Raw genomic sequence first — 17134 nt, 5'->3', positions numbered from 1 at the left:
GAACGGTAAGCGTGACGCCGGTCGCTAGCTATGTGCGGAAGGGCTACACCTGAGGAAGATCCAGTGTGGCCGGGCGACACAGTGCGGAGAGTAAGGCTTCCCACGATCGGGTGGAGATTTCTAGGATGCCGCCGGAGCGGTCCTTGGTGTCGCGGATTTTTGCCGCAGGTCCCAGCGCCACTTCGACGCACTTGTCTTCAGTCGCGCTGTAGCTGGATTTCCGCCAGATCATGCTGCCTCTCCCAGGTCGGCGATCACCTCCCGGATGAACTCGCCACTCTCCCGCTCATCCATCGCCAGGGCCGCCATGCTCTTCGCCGCCGCGCGGTAACTGGCCACCTGATCGTCATCGTAGAGGTAGGCGCTCGCCCGGTAGAGCTCGACGAAAACAATGGTCGGGAGCGCATCGAACTCGAGCACACCGAAGTTGTGGGTTACCGCCTGCGCAGTGGCTCGCGCCGGAAGCACCTGAAGCCGGATGTTCCGCCGCATCGCAGCCCGCAGCACGTGCCGAAGCTGCTCCGCCATCACCGGCGCACCGCCGACCTCGGCCCGCAGGGCGCCTTCGCCGACAAGCACGTGGTAGTCCAGCGGGTGGTGCCTCGTCAGCACTTCCCGCCGCGCCATCCGCGCATGCACGACCCGCTCGATCCGCTCGGGCTGCTCCTGGCCGCTCAGCAGGGCCCTGATGTAGTCCGGAGTCTGGAAAAGCCCCGGGATCACCGCGGGCTCCCAATCGAAGATCGCCGATGCCGCACGCTCGTTCTCCGCGTAACTGGAGGCGCGGGCCGCCACACCGGGCACCGCTTTCTCCAGCCAGCTCGGCTCGTGGGCGGTGCGGGCGAGCTCCAGCAACCTCGCCCGCTCCCCCGGCTCCACGACCAGCGCCCCCATCAGCAGCGCCACCTGCTCGATCTTGGGGATCCGCTTCCCGTACTCCCAGTTGGACAGTTCCTGCGCATGCACGCCGATCTTCCGGGCCAGCTGCCGCACGCCGAGGTTCCGCGCTTCCCGGCAGGTGCGCAGCCCGAACCCGAGCGCTCTCGCCCGGGGTGTCGCGAAGGGTGTTGCCATGACCGCATTGTGTCACCGGGGTCCGGCATTCCCGCTCGCCCGCCCGTCCGCTGGTGTCGCGGATCCGCGTCGGTTTCCCTGCTGGTCATGGACCCGGACCACGCCCTCCTGACCCGTCTCCGCGACCTCGCCGAAACGCTGCCCGGCGACGTCACCTGGCTGACCGGCCCGCCCCTGCGCGCGGACGGCCTGCGCGACCTCGGCGAGCGCCTCACCTGCCTCGGCGCGGACCTGATCACCCGCGCCGGCGTGCTCGACGAGATCGCCGCCGCCCGGCTGCCCGCGCACGGCTGGATCCCCGAGTGCGGGCCGGAACCGCGCCGCCGGCTCGCCCACTACGTCGGCCGGGGCGAGGTGCGGCTCGGCCTGATCTACTTCGCCAGCTGCGGCGCGGGCTGCTTCCCCTTCTACGGCACCGATCCCGCGGGCAAGACCGCCCGGCACGAGCGGTGCGAAAAGTGCGTCAAGGAGGCGTACCGGCTCATGAGCGTTCCGCCAGCACCGCGAGATAGTGCACGTTCGTCATGACGCCGAGGACGTTGCCGAAGGGGTCGACGACCGACGCCGTCACGAACCCGGGTCCCCGCTCGGTGATCGGCTCGTACTCCTTCGCGCCCAGCTCGAGGAGACGGGCGACCGTCGCTTCGAGGTCGTCGACGTGCCAGAAGACGATCTCGCCGCCCGGTCCGTCCGGCGCCGCGGGCGCGTACCGGCGGTCGATGATGCCGAGTTCGTGCCGGTAGTCGCCGATCCGGAACTCCGCGTACCCGGGGACGTCGAAGTACGGTTCGAGGCCCAGGAACTCCGTGTACCAGGCTTTCGCGGCGGCGTGGTCGTCGGCGTAGTACGAGACGGTGGCCATTCCTCGCAGCATGTCGTGCTCCCTCTTCGATCGATGTGACGCCATCCTGCGGGGTAAAAGTGCTCATCCAGTGACCACTTTGTTTGCGACACTTCCCCCATGCGCGCCGACCGCCTCGTGGCCACCCTGCTGCTGATGCAGACCCGCGGCCGCGTCACGGCGGCCGAGCTGGCCGCCGAGCTGGAAATCTCCGTAGCGACGGCCCGCCGTGACCTCGAAGCCCTCTCGGCGGCCGGCGTGCCGGTCTACCCGCAGCCGGGCCGCGGCGGCGGCTGGCAGCTCGTCGGCGGCGCACGCACCGACCTCTCGGGCCTGAGCGCCCGCGAGGCGCAGGCTCTGTTCCTCCTGGCCGGACCGGCGGCGGCCGGGTCCCCGGAGGTCAAGTCGGCGCTGCGGAAGCTGATGGGTGCGTTGCCGGGCACGTTCCGCGCGGAGGCGGAGGCCGCAGCGGACGCGGTCGTCGTCGACCAGGCGGGCTGGGGCGAGCGCCCCAAGGACCGCCCGCCGATGGTCTCGCTGCTGCGGGACGCGGTCATCGCCCGCAGCCGCGTCCGCCTGACATACGCCGGACGCGAGCGGTCGGAGCGTCTGGTGGACCCGTGGGGCCTGGTCGACAAGGACGACGTCTGGTACCTGGTCGCCGGGACCGCGAAGGGCCGCCGCACGTTCCGCGTCGACCGCATCGTCGCGGCCACCCCGACCGGCGACCCCGCCGACCGCCCGTCGGACCTGGAGCTGTCCCGGGTGTGGCAGGAGGTCGTCGAGGAGGTGGAGGAGCGCCGTTCTCTCCTGAGCGCGCACGTGGTCCTCGCGCGCCGCCACTTCGGGGTGCTCCGCGACCGCTTCGGCCGGCACTGCGAACTGGTGGCCGAGCTGCCCGGCGACCGCGTCCGGGCCCGGGTCGCCGCACCGGCGCCGATCATGATCGCGCAGGAGCTCGCGGGCTGGGGAGCGCTGGTCGACGTCGAAGAGCCGGAGTCCGTGCGGGCCGAGCTGGCCCGCCTGGGTTCGGAGCTGGTGGCCCGTTATGTCCCGGAACGTCCGGAACGTCACGACAGCCCGGGATGAGTCCTTCGAGAGGCCCGCATCCGGCCGCGGGGTCTGGCGCGGACCGTCCGAACCGGACCGCAGCACCGCTATGCTCGGTGAACGCCGTAAATCCCTCTACAATGGACATCCGGAGGACCCACTACGAGTGTCCGTTACCCACCGGTATCTGGCCGTTCGGAGTATCCGCGATCACCCGTTTGCTGCTATTGTGACGCCTCCGTGACCTGAACGTGCGTTCGGTGACACATATCGGTGAGGGCAGACAATGCGTGACGATGTGGTCGAAGCGAGTGCCGTGGTCGGGCACACGCCGGACGTGGTGTGGCAGATCGTCGGATCGCCGGAGTGGTACTCGCGGTTCGTGCCGGAGATCAGCTGGTGCGAGATCCAGGAGCCGGCCGGTCGCGGACGCGGCCCGAAGGGCGCGATCCGGATCGTCCCCGCGCGGGGCCCGATGCTCGAAACGCAGATGCAGGCCGTCGTCTACCGGCCGGGCGAGCACGTCGTGTGGTGCGGGGTCCCCGACGAAGGCACCTGGGTCTCCCTGGAGCTCAGACCGCTGGCCGGCGGGAAGACCGAGCTGTTCGTGCGGATGATGCTGCCGCCGTCGCACCTGGAACTCGTTTCGTCGATCAAGAAGGACGTCCGCGCCCTCGCCCGGCGCCTCGACCTGCACCTGGCCGGGGAACACGATCCCGCCACCGACAGCGAGACCAACAAGGCCACCAAGCTGCGCACCACGAGCATCCTGCTGCGCGCCGGCGTGCTCAGCGCCGGGCGGCCCGACAAGCTGGCGCGGCAGCTGAACTCCCTTGCGCAGTGGGGTGCCACGGTCGCCGGCGGCTACCAGGCCGCCGCGGCCCGCGTCCCCGACGAGCTCGCCCTGCACGACGAACGCAGCCAGCGCACCTTCCGCCAGGTCCAGGAGCGCAGTGACCGGCTCGCGAACGCGCTGAGCGAACTCGGCGTCGTCGAACGCGACCGGATCGCGCTGATGTGCCGCAACCACGCCGCGATGATCGAGTCGTTCGTCGCCGCCAGCAAGCTCGGCGCCGACGTCATCCTGCTCAACACCGGCCTGTCCGCGGCCTCGGTGAAGGACGTGCTCGCCGAGCACCAGCCCACCGCCGTGCTGGCCGACGACGAGTTCGCGCAGACCATCGCCAACGTCCCGGGCGACTTCGCCCGGATCAGCACCTGGCCGGACGCCGACGCCGGCTACCCGACCGTCGACGAGCTGATCCAGGCCGCGCCCGCCGACCGCCCGAAGCCGGTCGAGCGGCCGGGCCGGCTGATCGTGCTCACCTCCGGCACCACCGGGACGCCGAAGGGCGCCCGCCGTCCCACGCCGAAGGGGCTGGGCACCGCGGCGGCGATCCTCGACCGGATCCCGCTGCGCGCCGGCGACCGGCTGCTGGTGGCCGCGCCGCTGTTCCACACCTGGGGCCTCGCCGCGATGCAGATCGGCATGGCGCTGCGGGCGTCGCTGGCGCTGATCCGCAAGTTCGACGCCGAAGAGACGCTGCGGACGATCGCCGAGCAGAAGTGCGACGCGCTGTTCGCCGTCCCGATCATGCTGCAGCGGATCATGGACCTGCCCGAGCGGGTCCGCGCGCGCTACGACCTGTCGTCGCTGCGGATCGTGGCCAGCAGCGGCTCGGCGATGTCCGGGGCGTTCGTCACGCAGTTCATGGACACCTTCGGCGACGTCCTCTACAACTTCTACGGGTCGACGGAGGTGTCCTGGGCGAGCATCGCCGACCCGGCCGACCTGCGCGCGGCCCCGACGACGGCCGGCCGCTGCCCGCTTGGCACGCGCCTGGCGATCCTCGACGAGGACCGCAAGCCGGTGCCCCCGGGTGGCGAGGGCCAGATCTTCGTCGGCAACGACATGCTGTTCGAGGGCTACACGAGCGGCACCGACCCGGCCCGCGCGGCGGACATGATGGCCAGCGGCGACGTCGGTTACCTGGACGCGGCGGGCCGGCTGTTCGTCACCGGCCGCGCCGACGAGATGATCGTCTCCGGTGGCGAAAACGTGTTCCCCCGCCCGGTCGAAGAGGCCCTGGTGGCGCTCCCGGGCGTGCACGACGCGGCGGTGGTCGGGGTGGCGGACCCGGAGTGGGGCCAGCGCCTGGCGGCCTACGTCGTCCCGCGGCGGGGCGCGTCCCTGCACGCGGAGGACATCCGGCAGTACATCCACCACCGCCTGGCCCGGTTCGCGGTGCCGCGGGACGTGTACTTCGTGCCCGACCTGCCCCGCAACGCCACGGGCAAGATCCTCAAGCGCCTCCTGCACGACGACACCTGGCCCGCGACCAGCGAATACTGATGCCGGAGTACACGCCGGACGGCCGGTACATCGTCGTCAACGGCCGCCGGTGGCGCGCGACGGACCCGGAGATCCCGGCCGACGTCCGCGACCGGCTGCAGAAGCACCTGATGGCGGCCCGGCGCGTCCAGGACCGCGCGCGCGTCCAGACGGCGAAGGTGGCGCTGGGTGAACGCGGCGAGCCGTGGTGGGAGCAGACGTCCGCCCAGCGCCGGGCGCGGTGGGAAAGCGGCCTCGCCGCCCTCGATCAGCCGACGGGCTGACGGATCACCGTCTTCAGCTTCGCGGGCTCGACGCGTCTGGGGTCGCCGAGGTAGACCTCGTGGTGCAGCCCGGCTTCCTTCAGCCCTTGCCCCGCCAGGAATTCGTCGTGCAGGCGGGCCAGGATCGGGCCCTCGTCGTCGTACGAGCCGACGTGGAGCACCTGCGCGCACCGGCCCTCGTGCAGCTTCTCGAAGCGGACGGGCGCGTCGAGTTTCTTCTTGCGCCGCACGGTTTCCCGGGCCTCCTCGACGGCGTCTTCACCGATCCACGGCGGCAGCGCGATCAGCATCGTCCACTGCCAGGAATCCTTGGCGCGCACGGTGAAAGCCGCGTAGTCCTCCGCCCACCACAGCCCTTCCAGCGGCCCGACGACGAAGTCCTCGCCGCGTTCCTTTGCCGCGAACTTGATCGTGTACGCGAAGGCGTAGAGCGCTTCGACGGCCTTCTTGTAGCTGTCGGCCGTGTTCGGGTTGCCGCGGCCGTCGATGGCGAGGAACCGCTGCTCGGGGACGTCGAGCAGCGCCCAGTCGGTGTTCTTGGGCGCGTAGAGCTGCTTCAGTTCTTTCTTGATGTCGTACGGCATCAGGTCATCCCTTCCAGCCAGCGGGCTTCCGCCTCGAGCTGCGCAATGGAGTAGTCGAAGATCGCCCGGACGAACGGCGGGGCGTGCCGCTGCGCCGCGGCCGCCTGCCGCACCTCGGCCAGCCGTTCCGCGACCGCTTCGGCCCGCTGGGCCAGTGCCGCGGCGAGCCGCTCGGGTGCGACGACGGGACTGTTCGCCAGCCCGACGAGCACCGGCTGGTGCATCGGGCGCAGCTCCGCGATGGCCGCTTCGGCGGCCGCCGCGCACGCTTGCCGGCCCGCTTCGGTGGCCGTGAACGTCTTCTTGGCCTTGACGTGCGCGCGTTCCCCCGCGACCTCGGCGACCAAGCCGCGGTCGCGGAGTTTGCCCAGCACGTAGTAGATCGAGCTGAAGCCGAGCGCGGTCCAGTCGCGCATGCCGCGTTCGGAGACGACCTCGTCCAGCTCGTAGCCGTGCCTGGGCCGCTCGACCACCAGGCCGAGCACTGTCAGTTCCGCGTCCGTCAGCACGGCCGTACTCTAGCACTAGAATACTCGCCTTCGGAAATTGTCGGTGGGTGCTGGCATGCTTCAGCGGTACCCGAAACCGAGGGAGAACAGTGGGGGGACAGGTGGTGACGGCGGTGCCGTGGACCGCGGAACGCGTGGCCGGGCTGGCGCCGGATCCCGCTTCGGAGAAGGCGGGCCGGGCGCTGGCCACGCCGGCGAAGTGGACGGGCGCGGGCGCGTCCGAAGACGCTGTGTGGGGCTTCTGCCAGGGCAGTGGCAAGAAGCCGTACCAGACGTGCGTCGAGCTGGCCGAGCCCGCGTTCCGGTGTTCCTGCCCGAGCCGGAAGTTCCCGTGCAAGCACGCACTGGGTCTGCTGCTGCTCTGGGCGGCCGGGCGGGTTTCCCCGGCCGAGGCGCCCGAATGGGTGCACGCGTGGCTGGCCGAACGCGCCGACCGCGCGCGGCGGGCGGAGAAACGCGCGGAGGCAGCGGGCCCGAAGGACGAGGAGGCGGCCGCGCGGCGTGCTTCCGAACGGGCGGCGCGCGTCGAAAGCGGCGTCGCGGAGCTGAAGGTGTGGCTCACCGACCGGATCGGCGCGGGCTTCGCGGGCTTCGAGCGCAACGGCGGCGAAGAGCTGCGCACGGTCGCGGCCCGGATGGTCGACGCCCAGGCAGGCGGCCTCGCCGGCGGCCTGCGCCGGGCGGCGTCGATCGTCGGCCGCCGCGACTGGCCGGAGGCGCTGCTGGCCGAGCTGTCGCAGCTGTACCTGCTGGCGGACGCGGCCACCCGCCTGGAGTCACTGCCGCCGGCGTTGGCGGAGACGGTCCGCACGCGGCTCGGGTTTTCGGTGGAAACGGCCCGGGTGCTGGAGAGCGGCGAGCGCGTCGCAGACGACTGGCTGATCACCGGCGCGGCGGAGGAGGAGAACGACCGGCTCCTCACCCGCCGCACGTGGCTGCGCGGCCTCGGCACGGGCCGGGACGCGCTGGTGCTGTCGTTCGCGCCACCGGGCCGTCCCCTGGATGCGTCCCTGCCACCGGGCCACGTGCTGACGGCGCAGCTGGCGTTCTACCCGGGCGCGGCCCCGCTGCGGGCCCTGGTGGCCGAGCGCGGAATCCCCCTCGCCGCCCCCACGGCCGAGGGCGGCTCGATAGCGGAGGCACTGGCGGCGTACGCGCGAGCGATGGCGGCGGACCCGTGGCTGGAGCGCTGGCCGGTCCTGCTGTCGAACGTCACCCCGGCCGAACACCCCGGCGGCTGGTGTCTGTCCGAAAAGGACGGAACGGCGCTGCCGCTGGTCCCGTACGCGTTCCCGTGGTCCCTGCTGGCGTTGTCGGCGGGCAGCCCCCTGACGGTGGCGGCCGAGTGGAGCCCGGCGGGCCTGAGGCCGCTGACGTGCTGGCACGAGAACCGGGCGGTGCGGCTGTGAATGTCCTCTTCCCGCCCCGCAACCGAGAACCGGAGGTCCGCCCGTGAAGGCCTGGGAAGACCTCGTCGGCACCGCCCTTCTCGGCACCCGGCGCCGCACCCTCGACCCCTCCGCCCAGCCACCGGCCGTCCAGACCCTGATCGCCGACCGGGGCGACCCCGCCGACCAGCTCCTCACCGCCGCGGCCGTGCTCACCACCTACCGGCGTGCCGGCCGGCACGCGCTGCACGACGTCCGGCCGCTGCCCGTCGCCGCGGCCGACGACCGGCCGTTCGTGCCTCCGCTCGCGCGGGATCGGCTCGGCCGGCTGCTGGCCGCCAGTCATCCCGATCTCCTGCTCGAATGGCTCGGCATCGTCGCCGGGACCGGCTACCGCGTCCCGCCGGAAACCCTGCCGCTGCTCGCCGAAGCCGCCCGGACCAAGGCTGCGCTGCGGGGCCCGCTCGTCGTCGTCGCCGGGCCGACCGGTGCTTGGCTCGGGCAGCGGAACCCCGACTGGGCCTTCCTCTCCGCACCCGCGGAAGAGCAGGCCGACGTCTGGCAGTACGGCAGCCTCGCCCAGCGTCGCCGCTGGCTCGCCGCCAAGCTCGCCGATGACCCCGATGCCGCCCGGGAAGCCCTCACCACCTCGTGGAAGAGCGAACCCGCCGATGTCCGGGCCGACTTCCTCGGCGTGCTCGCCGGGCACGTGCGGCCGCAGGACGAAGCCTTCCTCGAAGCCGCGCTCACCGATCGCGCCGCCGCCGTCCGCGAACAGGCCGCCGACCTGCTCGGGCGGATTCCCGGCACGCGCTACGGCGAAGGCATGGCCGAACGGCTGCGGCCGCTGGTCCACCGCCGGAACCGGGTGCTCACCGTCACCCTGCCCCACGGCGAGCGCGGCGACGGCACCGTCCGGCTGCGCACGCTCGTCGCCGCCGCTCCGCTGTCCTTCTGGGCCGAGTTCGGGCCACCCGCCGAAGTCGCGCGGATGACCGTCGAAGGCTGCCCGGCCGGGGTGCTGCGGGACTCCTGGGCCGCCGCCGCCCTGCGCCAGCGCGACGAAACCTGGGCGCAGGCCCTCATCGGCGCCGACCCCGGCGGGCGCACCACCCCGCCGCTGCTCGGCGTGCTGAGCCCGGCGAGCCAGGCCGCCACCGTCGGGCACCTGATCGGCCGGCTGCCCGTCGAATCCTTCGCGCGGCTGGTGCACGAGCTGCCCCGGCCGTGGACGAAGGAGCTCGGCACCGCCCTGCTCGACTGGATCGCCCGCCAGGACGACCACCGCCTGGTCTCGCACGCCGCCGTCGTGATCGCCCGCGCGGTCCCGCCGGAGTGCCTGCGCCATCCGCTGGCCACCACCCGCCTGACCATGGACGCCGGGCCGTGGCGCCGGGCGCTCACCGAAACGCTGAACTTCCGCCGCGAAATGTACGAGGAGCTCGCATGACCGCCCCCACCGTCCTCCGGCCGCACGCCGAACAGGACCACGCCGCCGAGCTGGCCGCGCTGGCCGCCGCCGACGACCGGGCCAAGCCGCCCAACTGGAACCTCTCCCCCTGGGCGGTCGTCGAGTACCTGCTCGGCGGCACCCTGCCGGACGGCACCGTGATCACCCCGAAGTACGTCGGCCCGCGGCGGCTGATCGAGGTCGCCGTCGCGACCCTGGCCACCGACCGCGCGCTCCTGCTGCTCGGCGTGCCCGGCACGGCGAAGACGTGGGTGTCCGAACACCTCTCGGCCGCCATCAGCGGCGACTCGACGCTGCTGGTGCAGGGCACCGCGGGCACGTCGGAGGAGTCGATCCGCTACGGCTGGAACTACGCCCGGCTGATCGCCGAGGGCCCGAGCCCCGCCGCGCTGGTCGAAAGCCCGCTCGTGCACGCGATGCGGGACGGCAAGCTCGCCCGCCTGGAGGAGCTGACGCGCATCCCCGCGGACGTCCAGGATTCGCTGATCACCATCCTCTCCGAGAAGACGCTGCCGATCCCGGAGCTGGGCACGGAGATCCAGGCCCGGCCGGGCTTCAACCTGATCGCGACGGCGAACAACCGGGACAAGGGCGTCAATGAGCTGTCCAGCGCGCTGCGGCGGCGGTTCAACACGGTGGTGCTGCCGCTGCCGGACAGCGCCGAGGCGGAGGTCGAGATCGTCAGCCGGCGCGTCGCCGAGCTGGGCACGTCGCTGCAGCTGCCCGCCGAGGCCGCCGAGCTGGCGGAGATCCGGCGCGTGGTCACGGTGTTCCGCGAGCTGCGCTCCGGCCGCACCGAAGACGGCCGCACGGCGGTGAAGTCGCCGTCCGGCACCCTGTCGACCGCCGAGGCGATCAGCGTGCTGACCGGCGGCCTCGCCCTGGCCACCCACTTCGGCGACGGCGTGCTGCGCCCGCACGACATCGCCGCCGGCATCCACGGCGCGGTGGTCAAGGACCCGGTGGCCGACCGCGCGATCTGGATCGAGTACCTGGAGACCGTCGTCCGCGAGCGCGACGGCTGGGCCGACTTCTACCGGGCCGGTCAGGAGATCTCTTGACCTCGACCCACCTGCTCGGCATCCGCCACCACGGCCCGGGATCCGCCCGGGCCGTGGCGGCGCGGCTCGCCGAACTCGAACCCGACGTCGTCCTCATCGAAGGTCCGCCCGAGGCCGACGCCCTGGTCGAGCTCGCCGAAGACCCGGCCATGCAGCCGCCGGTCGCGTTGCTGGCCTACGCGACCGACGACGTCTCGCGGGCCGCGTTCTGGCCGTTCGCCGTCTTCAGCCCGGAGTGGCAGGCCCTCACCTACGCCCGCGAGGCCGGGATCCCGGTGCGGTTCTGCGACCTCCCGGCCGCGCACACCTTCGCGGCGCCGCCGGACGAGCACACCGGGCCGCCGGTCGACCCGCTGGCCCTGCTCGCCTCGGCCGGCGGCTACGACGACCCGGAACGCTGGTGGGACGACGTCGTCGAGTCGCGGCGGGACACCGAAAGCCCGTTCGAGGTGATCGCCGAGGCGATGACCGCGGTGCGCGAGGACGAAAAACCGCCGCAGGGCAACGAAGCGCGGCGCGAAGCGCACATGCGCTCGGTGCTGCGCCGCACCCGCAAGGACGGCTTCGAGAACATCGCCGTCGTCTGCGGCGCCTGGCACGTGCCCGCGCTGGCCGATCCGCTGCCGCCGGCGTCGCACGACCAAGCCGTCCTCAAAGGACTGCCGAAGCGGAAGGTCGCGTGCACCTGGGTGCCGTGGACGCACGGCCGGCTCGCCACGGCCAGCGGCTACGGCGCGGGCGTCCGCTCGCCGGGCTGGTACCACCACCTGTTCACGACCTCCGGCGATGTCACCGCGCGCTGGCTCGCCGGCGTCGCCGCCGTGCTGCGGGAGGAGGACCTGCCGGTCTCGACCGCGCACGTCATCGAGGCGGTCCGGCTCGCCGAAACCCTGGCGACGCTGCGGGGCCGGTCGTCGGCCGGGCTCGCCGAGGTCACCGAAGCCACCCGGTCCGTGCTGTGCGGCGGCGACGAGGTGCAGGTCGACTTCGTCACGCGGCGGCTGGTGGTCGGCGAACGGCTCGGCGAGGTGCCGGACAGCGTCCCGCAGCCGCCGCTGGCCGCGGACCTGACGGCGACCGCGAAACGCCTGCGGCTCAAGAAAGACCCGATCGTCAAGGAGCTCGACCTGGACCTGCGGACGCCGGGCGGGCTCGACCGGTCGAAGCTGCTGCACCGGCTACGGATCCTCGGCATCGAGTGGGGCAGCCGGGAGGCGTCGGCACGGCGGAACAAGGGCACGTTCCGCGAGACGTGGGCGCTGGCCTGGGAACCGTCGTTCGAGGTCGACCTGGTCGCGGCGGCGGTGTACGGGACGACCGTGCCGTCGGCGGCCACCGCGGCGGTCCGGGGCACCGTCGAGGGCACGCCACCGCTGGACGAGGTCACCACGGCCGTCGAGAACTGCCTGCTCGCCGACCTGCCGGAGGCGCTGCCCGAAGCGCTCGCGGCGCTCGACGCCCGGGCGGCGGCGGACGCGGACGTCGCCCGGCTGATGTCGGCCCTGCCCGCGCTGGCCAGGGCGACCCGGTACGGCAACGTCCGCGGCACGGACACCGGCGCGCTGCGGGCGGTCGCCGACCGGATGCTGGACCGGATCTGCGCCGGGCTGCCGCCGGCCGCCCACGGCATCGACGACGACGCCGCGGCCCGCCTGGCCACGCTCGTCGACGGCGTGCACGACGCGACGTCCCTGCTGGGCGAGGACCCGAAGGAACGCTGGCTGGCGGCGCTGGCCCGGCTGGCGGAACGGCCGTCGCTGCCGCCGCTGCTGGCCGGCCGGCTCACCCGGATCCTGCACGACGCCGGGCTGTTCGACGCGCTCGACATCGAGCTGCGGCTGGGCCGGGCGCTCACGCCGGGGGTCGTCCCGTCGGCGGGCGCGGCGTACGTCGAAGGCTTCTTCGACGGCGGTGCCCTGCTGCTGGTCCACGACGAGGGCCTGCTGCGGGTGATCGACGCGTGGCTGTCGGCGATCCACGCCGACGTCTTCACCGAGGTGCTTCCGTTGCTGCGCCGCACTTTCGGCGCCTTCAGCGGGCCGGAAAAACGCGCGATCGGGCAGCGCGCGGCCGGGCTGACCGGCGCCGCCCGGGCGGTGCCGGTGGCCGACGAACTGGACGAGGACCGGGCCGAGCGCGTGCTGCCCGTCCTCGCGACACTCCTGGGGGTGGGAGCATGAACACCGACACCGACCGGGTGCGGCGCTGGCGGCTGGTGCTGGGCGGGGACGGCGCCGGACCGGGCACCGGGCTGGAAGACGCCCAGCTGTCCGAAGAGGACAGTGGGGTCGACGCGGTGCTGGCGGCCCTCTACGACAAGCCGGACGAGGAGGCCGCGGGCGGCCCGCGCAGCGCGAACCTGGGCGCGTCGGCCCCGCGGGTCGCACGCTGGCTCGGCGACATCCGGCGGTACTTCCCCAGCACGGTCGTGCAGGTCATGCAGCGCGACGCCGTCGATCGGCTCGGGCTCACCCGGATGCTGCTGGAGAAGGAGCTGCTGTCGGCGGTCGAGCCGGACGTCCACCTGGTCGGCACGCTGCTGTCGCTGAACAGCGTGCTGCCGGAGGAGACCAAGGAGACCGCGCGCGAGGTCGTCCGCAAGGTCGTCGCGGAGCTGGAGGAGCGGCTCGCCGAGCGCACCCGCGCGGCGATCCGGGGCGCGCTGGACAAGGCGTCGCGCACGCACCGCCCGCGGCCCGGCGACGTCGACTGGGCGCGCACGATCCACGCGAACCTCAAGCACTACTCCCCCGACCTGCGCACGATCGTCCCGGAGAAGCTGATCGGCTTCGGCCGGCGGCAGCAGGCGGTGCAGCGGGACGTGATCCTGGCCGTCGACCAGTCGGGGTCGATGGCGGAGTCGGTGGTGTACTCGGGGCTGTTCGGCGCGGTCCTGGCGTCGATGCGGGCGTTGAAGACGTCGTTCGTGGCGTTCGACACGGAGGTCGCGGACCTCACCGAGCACCTGGCCGACCCGGTCGACGTCCTGTTCGGCACCCAGCTGGGCGGCGGCACGGACATCAACCGGGCGATCGCGTACTGCCAGGGCCTGGTCGAGCGCCCGGAGCGGACGCTGCTGGTGCTGATCAGCGACCTCTACGAGGGCGGCGACGAAGACGAGCTGCTGCACCGCCTCGCCGAACTGACCGGCGCGGGGGTCCAGGTGGTGACGCTGCTGGCCCTGTCGGACTCGGGCGCGCCCTCGTACGACCACGAAAACGCGGCGGCCCTGGCGGAGCTGGGCATCCCGGCGTTCGCGTGCACCCCGGACCAGTTCCCGGACCTGATGGCCGCCGCCATCCGCGGCGACGACCTCCAGAGCTGGGTGGCCCGCGAGAGCAGCTGAGTTGCGGAATGAAACCGAGTGCCGGGCGGTTGTTCGGGATGACTCCCGCAGGAAGGACGGCTCACCATGAAGGTCCGCAGCTCGATCCGTTCGCTCGCCCGCCAGCCGGGCGCCCAGGTCATCCGCCGGGGGACGAAGATCCTGGTGATCAACAAGGACAACCCCCGCTCGAAGGCCCGCCAAGGCTGACGCAGCCGCACCGCACCAAGGCCGGCCCGCCACCGAGCCACGCCACCACCGGGCCCCGGAACCACCAGGTTCCGGGGCCCAGCCACACCCCAAGCAGCACGTGATTGGCCGGGCATCACCCGTGACCGGCCAGGCATCTCGCGTGATTGAGCGGGCATCACTCGTGATTGAGCGGACATCACTCGTGATTGAGCGGACATCACTCGTGATTGAGCGGGCATCACTCGTGATTGAGCGGACATCAGGCCGATGCCCCCTCCGATCACGCGAGATGCCCCGCGAAACACGGGTGATGTCCCTCCAATCACGCGTGATGCCCCTCCAATCACGCGAGATGTCCCTCCAATCACGCGAGATGTCTCTCTGATCACGCGAGATGCCCCTCGGCGCACGCTCAGCACCTGGGTAGCTGCGTCAGGCCGGGCCCGCCAGGCCGATGAGGTTGCCCTCCGGGTCGGTGAAGTGGGCGACCACCAGGTCGCGCCCCGGGGCGCGGTCGGGGCCCATCCGGCGGGTGCCGCCGAGGCGTTCGGCCTCCGCCAGCGCCGCCGCGACGTCCGGGACGCCCACGTAGAACACCACGTGACTCTCGTAAGCCGCGCCGCCGCCGACGCCGCCCGGGATGCCGTCCGTTTCCACGAACCCGTAGCTGCCCGGTTCCGACACCTGGTCCGACACCGGGCCAGACGTGTCGAACGCCCAGCCGAACAGCTCGCCGTAGTACCCGCGCAGCCGCGCCGGGTCGGTTCCGATGATCTCGAAGTGCACGACTGGCCGGCCCATGACCGTTCCTTCCGTCGACGTCCGGACCCGGCCGACCGTACGCCCATCCAGTTGTTAAAAACAACCACCGAGTTGTACCTTAAGACCATGCCGACGAGCCGCAGCTACGGGGACGCCTGCACGATCGCCCGCGCCCTGGACGTCGTGGGGGAACGCTGGGCCCTGCTCGTGGTGCGCGAGCTGCTGCTCGGCCCGCAGCGGTTCTCCGACGTCCGCCGCGCGCTGCCCGGCGCCAGCTCGAACCTGGTCACCGACCGGCTCCGCGAGCTCGAAGGCCGCGGCGTCGTGACGCGCCGGCAGCTGCCACCCCCGGCCGCCTCGACGGTCTACGAGCTCACCGGCTGGGGCCGCGAACTGGAGCCGGTCGTGCTGGCGCTGGGCGCGTGGGGCGCACGGATCCCGCTTCCCCGGCCCGCGTCACTCGGCGTCACGTCGGTGCTGCTGTTCCTGCGCGGCTCCGCCCATCCGTGCGGCACCGCGTGCTACCGCGTCGAACTGGACGCTCGCGTGTGGACAGTCCGCACCGAGCCGGGCCGGCTGACGGTCGAGCCGGGTGAACCCGACGCGCCGGACGCGGCGATCCGGACCGATCCTCCGACGCTGAACGCCCTGCTCGAACAGCCTGACCGCCTCGACGCAGCCATCGACGACGGCCGGGTGACGATCGAAGGCGACCTCGACGCGGTCCGCCGGCTACTGCGCGAACACGAAGGCTGACCTCAGCCGGCGCGGCCGAACCGCAGCACCCCGTCGTCGACGCGGGCGAACCGCATGTCGGCCAGGTCCAGCAGGTAGTTCTGCCGCATCATCCAGGGCCGACGGCCGCCTTGCTTCGGCAGGCCGGGGGCCGCCCGCTTGATGTACCCCGACTGCAGGTCCACGATCGGCCGCGGACGGCCCGCCCCCGCCGCCGACGCCGGGTCCGGCACGCAGAACGCGTACCCGGTGCGGTCCAGGTACGCGAGCAGGCGGCACACGTACTGCGACGCCAGGTCCGCCCGCAGCGTCCACGAGCTGTTCGTGTACCCCACGCACCACGCCAGGTTCGGCACGCCGCCGAACATCGTGCCTTTGTACGCTCGCTGCTCCCCCGGCTCGATCGCCCGCCCGTCCACCGTCAGCGCGATCCCGCCGAACGCCACCAGCCGGAGGCCCGTCGCCGTGACGATGATGTCCGCCGGAAGCGAGCGGCCCGACTCCAGCGCCACTCCCGACGGCGTGAACCGCGCGATCCGGTCCGTCACGATGTCCGCCTTGCCCGACCGCAGCGCCCGGAACAGGTCCGCGTCCGGGACCAGGCACAGCCGCTGGTCCCACGGGTCGTACGACGGCACGAAGTGCGGGTCCACCGGGATCGACGCCGGCAGCTGCGCCGCCACGCGCTTGCGCAGCGCCGCGGCCGCCCGGCCCGGCAGCCGGCGCATCAGCTGGAAGAACAGCGTCCCCATGACGACGTTCTTGCCGCGGACCACCCGGTGGGCGAGCCCTTCCGGCAGCAGCGCGCGGATCCGGTCGGCCAGCGCGTCGTGCCCCGGCCGCGCCACGACGTACGACGGCGACCGCTGCAGCATCGTCACCTTCGACGCGGTCGAGGCCAGCGCCGGGACCAGCGTCACCGCCGTCGCCCCGCTGCCGATCACCACGACCCGCTTGCCCGTGTAGTCCAGGGACGCGGGCCAGTGCTGCGGGTGCACGATCTCGCCGTCGAACTCCGCGCGGCCCGGGAAGTCGACGACGTGACCCGAGTCGTACGAGTAGTAACCGCTGCACAGGTACAGGAAGCGGCAGGTGAACGTGGCGTCGTGCGCGGTCGAGACCGTCCACCGCGCGTCCGGTGACGACCACGACGCCTTCTCGACGCGGTGGCCGAAGCGGATGTGAGCGGTGACCCCGAAAGCCTCGGCCGTCGACCGGATGTAGCTGAGGATCGACGGCCCGTCGGCGATGGCCTTCGGGTCCTTCCACGGCCGGAACGGGTAACCGAGGGTGAACATGTCCGAGTCGGACCGGATGCCCGGGTACCGGAAGAGGTCCCAGGTTCCGCCGATCGCGTCACGCGCCTCCAGCACGGCGTACGTCTTGCCCGGCAGCCGTTCCTGCAGCCGGCAGGCCGCGCCGATCCCGGACAGGCCGGCGCCCACGATCAGGACGTCCACGTGTTCGGTCATGCCCGGCAGCCTAACCGAGGTGGGGACCCCGCCGGACCGGGTCGGGGCACCGGC

General features: G+C 72.5%; 18 protein-coding genes. 11 read left to right on the top strand and 7 right to left on the bottom strand.

What is annotated here, in order from left to right:
• Window positions 1-43: 43 nt before the first annotated feature.
• Together AB0M93_RS45435 and AB0M93_RS45430 are read right to left on the bottom strand one after the other, a co-directional pair.
• A complete protein-coding gene (locus AB0M93_RS45435) occupies window positions 44-232 on the bottom strand; it encodes a DUF397 domain-containing protein (RefSeq protein WP_364286574.1) in 189 nt (62 codons plus the stop codon).
• Window positions 229-1074: a helix-turn-helix transcriptional regulator gene (locus tag AB0M93_RS45430; protein ID WP_364286571.1), complete on the bottom strand. Its 846-nt coding sequence runs from the start codon at window positions 1072-1074 to the stop codon at window positions 229-231. Before AB0M93_RS45430 ends, AB0M93_RS45435 begins: the two co-directional genes overlap by 4 nt.
• Window positions 1075-1161: 87 nt before the next feature.
• Between AB0M93_RS45430 and AB0M93_RS45425 the strand changes: the two genes are divergently transcribed.
• Window positions 1162-1602 (top strand): hypothetical protein, encoded by a 441-nt coding sequence (locus AB0M93_RS45425; RefSeq protein WP_364286568.1) that lies wholly within the window; start codon window positions 1162-1164, stop codon window positions 1600-1602.
• On the opposite strand, the gene AB0M93_RS45420 is transcribed toward AB0M93_RS45425, so the two are convergent.
• Window positions 1556-1948, bottom strand: coding sequence for a VOC family protein (locus tag AB0M93_RS45420; protein ID WP_364286566.1), 393 nt, complete (start codon window positions 1946-1948; stop codon window positions 1556-1558). The two genes, AB0M93_RS45425 and AB0M93_RS45420, sit on opposite strands and share 47 nt — an antisense overlap.
• A gap of 87 nt (window positions 1949-2035) precedes the next feature.
• On the opposite strand from AB0M93_RS45420, the gene AB0M93_RS45415 reads away from it, so the two are divergent.
• From AB0M93_RS45415 to AB0M93_RS45405, 3 genes are all read left to right on the top strand, one after another.
• The gene (locus AB0M93_RS45415) at window positions 2036-3004 is read left to right on the top strand and encodes a WYL domain-containing protein (protein ID WP_364286564.1); all 969 of its coding nucleotides are present in this window, start codon (window positions 2036-2038) and stop codon (window positions 3002-3004) included.
• Window positions 3005-3251: 247 nt separating this feature from the next.
• Complete coding sequence (locus tag AB0M93_RS45410) at window positions 3252-5318, top strand: AMP-binding protein (RefSeq protein WP_364286562.1); 2067 nt, start codon at window positions 3252-3254, stop codon at window positions 5316-5318.
• Window positions 5318-5581, top strand: coding sequence for a hypothetical protein (locus tag AB0M93_RS45405; protein WP_364286559.1), 264 nt, complete (start codon window positions 5318-5320; stop codon window positions 5579-5581). Before AB0M93_RS45410 ends, AB0M93_RS45405 begins: the two co-directional genes overlap by 1 nt.
• On the opposite strand, the gene AB0M93_RS45400 is transcribed toward AB0M93_RS45405, so the two are convergent.
• The gene (locus AB0M93_RS45400) at window positions 5566-6165 is read right to left on the bottom strand and encodes a GyrI-like domain-containing protein (protein ID WP_364286556.1); all 600 of its coding nucleotides are present in this window, start codon (window positions 6163-6165) and stop codon (window positions 5566-5568) included. The genes AB0M93_RS45405 and AB0M93_RS45400 overlap by 16 nt on opposite strands.
• Window positions 6165-6674, bottom strand: coding sequence for a PadR family transcriptional regulator (locus AB0M93_RS45395; protein ID WP_364286553.1), 510 nt, complete (start codon window positions 6672-6674; stop codon window positions 6165-6167). The genes AB0M93_RS45400 and AB0M93_RS45395 overlap by 1 nt, the downstream gene beginning before the upstream one ends.
• Window positions 6675-6775: 101 nt before the next feature.
• Here AB0M93_RS45395 and AB0M93_RS45390 point away from each other — a divergent pair, with 101 nt between their 5' ends.
• The 6 genes from AB0M93_RS45390 (at window position 6776) to AB0M93_RS45365 (ending at window position 14129) form a co-directional block, all read left to right on the top strand.
• The gene (locus AB0M93_RS45390) at window positions 6776-8083 is read left to right on the top strand and encodes an SWIM zinc finger family protein (protein ID WP_364286696.1); all 1308 of its coding nucleotides are present in this window, start codon (window positions 6776-6778) and stop codon (window positions 8081-8083) included.
• 43 nt (window positions 8084-8126) lie between these two features.
• Entirely contained in the window at window positions 8127-9512 is a 1386-nt protein-coding gene (locus tag AB0M93_RS45385; RefSeq protein ID WP_364286550.1) for a DUF5691 domain-containing protein, read from the top strand.
• On the top strand, window positions 9509-10594 hold the full coding sequence (locus AB0M93_RS45380) for an AAA family ATPase (RefSeq protein WP_364286547.1): 1086 nt from the start codon (window positions 9509-9511) through the stop codon (window positions 10592-10594). The genes AB0M93_RS45385 and AB0M93_RS45380 overlap by 4 nt, the downstream gene beginning before the upstream one ends.
• On the top strand, window positions 10591-12774 hold the full coding sequence (locus AB0M93_RS45375) for a DUF5682 family protein (RefSeq protein WP_364286544.1): 2184 nt from the start codon (window positions 10591-10593) through the stop codon (window positions 12772-12774). The genes AB0M93_RS45380 and AB0M93_RS45375 overlap by 4 nt, the downstream gene beginning before the upstream one ends.
• Window positions 12771-13940, top strand: a complete 1170-nt coding sequence (locus tag AB0M93_RS45370) for a VWA domain-containing protein (protein WP_364286541.1) — start codon at window positions 12771-12773, stop codon at window positions 13938-13940. The genes AB0M93_RS45375 and AB0M93_RS45370 overlap by 4 nt, the downstream gene beginning before the upstream one ends.
• 66 nt (window positions 13941-14006) lie before the next feature.
• A complete protein-coding gene (locus AB0M93_RS45365) occupies window positions 14007-14129 on the top strand; it encodes a ribosomal protein bL36 (protein ID WP_364286538.1) in 123 nt (40 codons plus the stop codon).
• Window positions 14130-14543: 414 nt separating this feature from the next.
• On the opposite strand, the gene AB0M93_RS45360 is transcribed toward AB0M93_RS45365, so the two are convergent.
• A complete protein-coding gene (locus AB0M93_RS45360) occupies window positions 14544-14912 on the bottom strand; it encodes a VOC family protein (protein WP_364286535.1) in 369 nt (122 codons plus the stop codon).
• An 87-nt stretch (window positions 14913-14999) separates the two neighbouring features.
• Here AB0M93_RS45360 and AB0M93_RS45355 point away from each other — a divergent pair, with 87 nt between their 5' ends.
• Window positions 15000-15629 carry a winged helix-turn-helix transcriptional regulator gene (locus tag AB0M93_RS45355; RefSeq protein WP_364286532.1) on the top strand — a complete coding sequence of 210 codons (630 nt, stop codon included), beginning with the start codon at window positions 15000-15002 and terminating at the stop codon, window positions 15627-15629.
• Window positions 15630-15631: 2 nt separating this feature from the next.
• Here the strand turns inward: AB0M93_RS45355 and AB0M93_RS45350 are convergent, their stop codons facing one another.
• A complete protein-coding gene (locus AB0M93_RS45350; protein ID WP_364286529.1) occupies window positions 15632-17080 on the bottom strand; it encodes an NAD(P)/FAD-dependent oxidoreductase in 1449 nt (482 codons plus the stop codon).
• Window positions 17081-17134: the final 54 nt, after the last annotated feature.

The organism is Amycolatopsis sp. NPDC051102 (assembly GCF_040682815.1).
Taxonomy (GTDB): domain Bacteria; phylum Actinomycetota; class Actinomycetes; order Mycobacteriales; family Pseudonocardiaceae; genus Amycolatopsis.
Note: the sequence above shows the minus strand (reverse complement) of the source record. Positions and strands in the feature narration are given on the sequence as shown.